The organism is Halobacterium sp. CBA1126, assembly GCF_009741975.1.
In the GTDB taxonomy this organism is placed as follows: domain Archaea; phylum Halobacteriota; class Halobacteria; order Halobacteriales; family Halobacteriaceae; genus Halobacterium.
This window is the reverse complement of record NZ_WPCF01000154.1, coordinates 1-4,442: the sequence shown is the minus strand read 5'-3', so window position 1 is coordinate 4,442 and position 4,442 is coordinate 1. Positions and strand designations below refer to the sequence as shown.

The 4,442-nt window shown below is 73.4% G+C and carries 5 protein-coding genes; 2 read left to right on the top strand and 3 right to left on the bottom strand.

All coding sequences use genetic code 11. The features are described 5' to 3' along the window. Together GJ634_RS14295 and GJ634_RS14290 are read left to right on the top strand one after the other, a co-directional pair. On the top strand, window positions 1–246 hold a 246-nt coding region (locus tag GJ634_RS14295; protein WP_157503528.1), incomplete at its 5' end, for a ubiquitin-like small modifier protein 1. Next, window positions 246–1,001, top strand: coding sequence for a glycerophosphodiester phosphodiesterase (locus tag GJ634_RS14290; protein WP_157503527.1), 756 nt, complete (start codon window positions 246–248; stop codon window positions 999–1,001). The genes GJ634_RS14295 and GJ634_RS14290, both read left to right, overlap by 1 nt. Here the strand turns inward: GJ634_RS14290 and GJ634_RS14285 are convergent, their stop codons facing one another. The 3 genes from GJ634_RS14285 to gatD form a co-directional block, all read right to left on the bottom strand. Next, complete coding sequence (locus GJ634_RS14285) at window positions 1,002–2,645, bottom strand: TrkA family potassium uptake protein (protein ID WP_157503526.1); 1,644 nt, start codon at window positions 2,643–2,645, stop codon at window positions 1,002–1,004. A gap of 46 nt (window positions 2,646–2,691) precedes the next feature. Then, entirely contained in the window at window positions 2,692–3,603 is a 912-nt protein-coding gene (locus tag GJ634_RS14280; RefSeq protein WP_157503525.1) for a GNAT family N-acetyltransferase, read from the bottom strand. Then, on the bottom strand, window positions 3,600–4,442 hold an 843-nt coding region (gene gatD, locus GJ634_RS14275; RefSeq protein ID WP_157503524.1), incomplete at its 5' end, for a Glu-tRNA(Gln) amidotransferase subunit GatD. The genes gatD and GJ634_RS14280, both read right to left, overlap by 4 nt.

Below are 4,442 nucleotides of genomic sequence, written 5' to 3'. Positions count from 1 at the left end.
GCGGAGGTCGGCGGCGACCGCCGAATCACCGTCGACGAGGAGGCGGAGACGGTCGGGGAGGCGCTGGACGCCCTGCTCGCCGACCGGCCGGCGCTCCGCGACCGCGTGCTGACCGACGACGGCGACGTGCGCGAGCACATCAACGTCCTGCGCAACGGCGAGAACGTCGCCCACGCGGACGGCCTCGAGACGGCACTCGACCCGGGCGACGAGCTCGCGCTGTTCCCGCCGGTGAGCGGCGGCTGATGCGCGAAATCGCCCACCGCGGGTTCGCCGGCGCGGCCCCCGAGAACACCGCGGCGGCGGTCCGGACGGCCCGCGAGCGAGCGGACGGCGTGGAAGTGGACGTCCAGCCGGCGGCCGACGGCACGCCCGTCCTCTTCCACGACCAGCGCCTCGACGGCGAGGGCGACTCGCGCGGCCTCACGGACGAGACGGGGTTCGTCTGGGACGCCGACCCCGAGACGCTCGCGGCCGCGGACGTGCTCGGCAGCGGCGAGGGCGTGCCGACGCTGGCGGACGTCGCGGCCCTCGTCCCCGCCGGCGTGGAGTTCCACGTCGAACTGAAGACCCCCGGCAGCGAGGACGCGCGCCTCGGGCTCTCCGGACCGGACGCCGCGGTCTGGCGGCCGTTCGCCGAATCGGTCGCCGACGCCCTCGCGGACTGCGAGGCGCCCGTCGTCGTCTCCTCGTTCTTCGACGGCGCGCTCGAGGCGGCGACCGAGGTGCTGCCCGAGACGCCGCGGGCGGCGCTGTGTCTCGACACCGACCGCGGGCTGACGCGCGCCAGCGAGTTCGACTGCCGCGCGCTCCACGCCCCGGTCGACGGCCTCGACGAGTCGGTCGTCGAGCACGCCCACCGCGACGGCCGCACCGTCAACGCGTGGACCGTGACCGACTGGCAGGACGCCGTCGCGTGCAGCGACGCGGGCGCCGACGGCGTCATCGCCGACTACCCGGGCCTCGCCGCGTACGCCGGCGACCCCGCGCGGCTCGCCTAATCAGTCGACGGCCTGCTCGAACTTCCGGACGGCGCTGTCGCTGCCCGCGACGAACACCTCGTCGCCGGCCTCGATGGTGGCCGACTGGGTCGTGTTCACCTCGCCGTCGTGGACGACCGCGACGACCGTCCACCCCGTCTCCGGGTCGCTGGCGGAGGCGACCGTCTCGCCGACGAACGGCGCGGCGTCCGCGCGCACCAGCCGGATCTGGCCGACCGGGTCCATCACGCGCTCGCCGTGGACCTCGGCCGCGACGAGGCGCGCGCTCACCCGCTGGACCGAGAGCACGTAGTCGGCGCCCGCGCGGAACGCCGCCGACCCCTTCTCCGTGTCCGTCACGCGCACGAGCACTTCCACGTCCGCGGACAGCGAGCGCGCCATCGCCGTCGTCAGCAGCGCGGTCGCGTCGTCGTTCACCGTGACCACCAGCGCGGTCGCGTCGTCGACGTCGGCGGCCTCCAGCGTCTCCGGCTCCGTCGCGTCGCCGACCACGTCCGGGTCGACCTCCGGGGACTCGTCGACGGTCGTCACGCTCACGTCCTCCGGGAGCGCGTCGACGGCCGCCGCGCCGCCCTCGCCGAGCCCCGCGACGACGACCCGGGAGTGCTCGCGCACGCGGGAGTGCTGGACGCCCGCGATTTCGCCCGTGAGATCGTCGATGCCGTCGGCCGGCCCCGCGACCACGAGCACGGTGTTCGGCGTGAGCCGGTCCTCGGGCGACGGCGGCATCCGGAGTTCGCCGTCGAACCAGCCCGCGACCAGCGTCAACTCGGGGTGGTTCGCCACCGGGGACTCCCGGACGCGGACGCCGTGCAGCGGGCTGTCCCGGCGCACCAGGATCTCCCGGATGGCGACCTCGTCGCTCGCCCGCTCGCCGACCGAGACGGGGGTCGTCGCCTTCTCAGCGAGCCGCTGGCCGATGAGCGCGTGCGGCGCGACGCTGCGGTCGACGCCGACCTCCGCGAGCGCGGCCTTCCGTCGCGTCGACGCCGTGAAGCTCACCACGCGGAGCTCCTCGTTCAGCTCGAGGGCCGTCAGCACGACGCTGGCCGTCCGGTCGCCGGCGTCCGTGATGAGCACGTTCGCCTTCCCGATGCTCGCGCGCTCTAAGTCCTCGCGGTCCTCGGGGTCGCCGTTGATGGCCTGGTAGCCGTCGTCGGAGAGCCGCTTGGCCTCCTCCTCGTCGGACTCCACGAGCACGTAGTCGACGTCAAGCGCCTCGAGCTCGTCCAGCAGGACCTCGCTGTCGCGGCGGTACTCCGCGACGACGACGTGGTCGTTCTTCACCGAGAGGCGGTCGTCGAGGTTCATCGGCGTGCGCTCGAACAGCGGGATGACGAGCACGCGCAGCGTCACGAACCCGATGGCGACGCCGGAGACCTGCATCCCCGCGACGAAGAGGTTCATCAGCGGCGTCTGCCACGGCGAGTCCGCGCCGAACCCGGTCGTCGTCATCACCTCGATGACGGTGTTGAACGCCTGGAACGGCGAGCGCGGGCGCCCCTCCAGCGCCGCCATCCCCCAGTAGTAGAGGCCCGTGAACACGAGCACGACGGAGACGAGCCCGCCGGCGTACGCGAGAACCAGCCGCTGGCGGTACGTCAGGTCGGAGGGGTCGAGCGAGAAGTCCCGGAGTTCGCGCATTCGAGTGCACGGGCCTACCCGGCCCGGCGACAAAACGTTTCGCCGCCTACGCCCGGTAGTCGGCGGTGAGGTCGGCGGCCATCACGAAGTCCGGCTCCTCCCCGATTTCCGTGCGCGTGACCGCCACGTCGCTGACCGTCGCCGCGGTCTCGGGAATCAGCACGCGCGTGCGGTCCGCGCCGACGCTCGCGGCGTCCGCAGCAATCGCGTCAAGCACGGACGCGCACGCCGCCTCGTCCGCCCCCGCGGCGACGCCGTACTCCGCCCACGTCTGCTCGTCGCGGTCGAACGTCCGCGAGCGGAACGCGAACCCCCGCGTGCCGGCGTCGTCCTGCGCGACCGCGAGGGCGTCCCGGTCGGCGGCCGCCGCGAGCCGCTCGCGGGTGAGTTCAGCGAGCGCCCACGACTCGTCGGTGTGGAGCGCGAGCCCGCGCAGGTGGTCGCGGGCGGCGCTGTCCTGCCAGAACTGCCACGCCGCGTTCGCGTCCGCCGTGACCTCGTGGTCGGGAGTGGCGTCGGCGTCGGGTTCGGGGTGGACCCAGCGGAACTCCGTCGCGGGCTCGAAGCCCACCGCGCGGGAGTGCCCGAGCCCCATCACGTTCCACGAGAACACCATGTTGCGCGCGACCGTCGCGCCCCGCTCGCGCGCCCAGTCGAAGCCCGCGTGGACGAGCGTCGAGCCGACGCCGCGGCCGCGGTAGTCGGGGTTCGTGCGCATCCCCTGCGCCCACGCCTCGTGCTCGGAGAGCAGGACGAACTGCGCGACGGCGGCGACGTCGTGGCCCGTGTCCGCGACGAGCGTGCGCTGCTCGGGGCCGTCGGTCTCCACCCACTCCTCGAAGACCTGCGGGATGTAGTCGCCGTCCTCGCGGCGGTCCGCCCACGTGTCGCTGGCGAACGCCACCACGTCGTCGTAGTCCGCGAGCTCCGCGGGCCGAATCTCGACGTCCCCGGTCATTCCCACGGGACCGAGCGGTCCGTGAGTTCGCCCGCGAGCGGCGTCCGCATCGTCTCCGCGACGCTCTCGGTGTTCGCGAGCGCCCACATCAGTTTCACCTTCGCGGTGCCCGGGAGCATGTCCTCGCCCTCCACGACGCCGGCGTCGAGGAGGTCCCGGCCGGTGTCGTAGACGCGGTCGCAGACCCGTCCCTCCAGACACTGGCTGGTCATCACGACCGTCGTGCCGTCCGCCACGAGTTCCTCGATGCGGTCGATGAACTGCGTGTGGACGTGGCCGAGCCCCGTCCCCTCGATGACGACGCCGGACTTGCCCTCGCAGAGGTCGAAGAAGGCGTCGTCCATCCCGGGCGTGAACTTCACGAGTTCGACGTCGGCGTCGAGGTCGGGGCTGCTGTCGAGGTCGACCGCGCCGCGCTCGGCGTGCGGCTTCGTGAACGCCACGCCGCGGGCCTCCGCGTCGGCGTCCTCGCTGGCCGCGTCGTAGTCGACGTAGCCCAGCGGCTCCGCGCCGACGGTCTCGAAGGCGTCCCGGCGGCTGGTGTGGTTCTTCCGGACGCGCGTACCGCGGTGGAGCGCGCAGCGGTCGTCGCTCTCGGAGGCGTGCATGCAGACCATCACCTCGGCGGCGTCGGCCTTCGCGGCCTCCACCGAGCAGACGGCGTTCATCACGTTGTCCGAGGAGGGGCGGTCCGCGGAGCGCTGGCTGCCCGTGAAGACGACGGGGACGGGCGTGTCGAGGATGAAGGAGAGCGCGCTCGCGGAGTACTGCATCGTGTCCGTGCCGTGCATGACGACGACGCCGTCGGCGCCGTTCTCGACCTCCTCGCGGACGGCGGC

What these genes read in the sequence shown, in the direction of transcription:
- GJ634_RS14290 (WP_157503527.1), top strand. Translation starts at nt 246, where the DNA reads ATGCGCGAAATCGCCCACCGCGGGTTCGCCGGCGCGGCCCCCGAGAAC.
- GJ634_RS14285 (WP_157503526.1), bottom strand. Translation starts at nt 2,645, where the DNA reads ATGCGCGAACTCCGGGACTTCTCGCTCGACCCCTCCGACCTGACGTAC.
- GJ634_RS14280 (WP_157503525.1), bottom strand. Translation starts at nt 3,603, where the DNA reads ATGACCGGGGACGTCGAGATTCGGCCCGCGGAGCTCGCGGACTACGAC.